This window comes from Vibrio sp. 10N.222.48.A3 (assembly GCF_041475345.1).
Lineage (GTDB): Bacteria > Pseudomonadota > Gammaproteobacteria > Enterobacterales > Vibrionaceae > Vibrio > Vibrio tasmaniensis_A.
This window is the reverse complement of the sequence record NZ_JBFRVX010000696.1, coordinates 1-511: the sequence shown is the minus strand read 5'-3', so window position 1 is coordinate 511 and position 511 is coordinate 1. Positions and strand designations below refer to the sequence as shown.

General features: G+C 46.4%; 1 protein-coding gene. It reads right to left on the bottom strand.

The genetic code is table 11. The annotated features are described in order from the left end of the window. On the bottom strand, positions 1-511 hold a 511-nt coding region (locus AB4653_RS18550; protein ID WP_372104953.1), incomplete at both ends, for a phytanoyl-CoA dioxygenase family protein.

The following is a 511-nucleotide window of genomic DNA, read 5'->3' as shown; positions in this document are numbered from 1 at the left end:
GTTCATAAACAATCTTGGATCGGTAATATTGCTCAACATGGCTGGTGTTGGTAAACAGTCATCATCAACGTAGTCGACATAGTCTGCCGCCGAATCAAAGATCAAAATATCCAAAGCCAAACGATCCAAGCCATATCGGCCTCGGTGGATCATATCCGCTGAAAAAACCAATAAGTCACCGGCGGCTAATGGTATCTGCTTACCACCAGAGATGTCATCGCTGCTCACTTTGCCGTTTTCTTCTTGGCGAACATTGTACTCTTCTTCGTTATCCCAACGTTTGTGCGTGCCGGGGATAAGCTCCATACCGGGCTCATCAAAAAGGGGCACTCGCAGATGCAATACCTGGGTTTCCATGATGACTTTCATTTGGTCATCAACGTCGTAGTCGTATTGACAGTCACGATGCCAGAAGTCTTTTTGTTGCGGATTTACCGGGTTGAAGAACAGCTGTGTATTCATGAATGCTGGTTTGTTCGGAATCACCGCATCAACCACGTTCATCACTTGC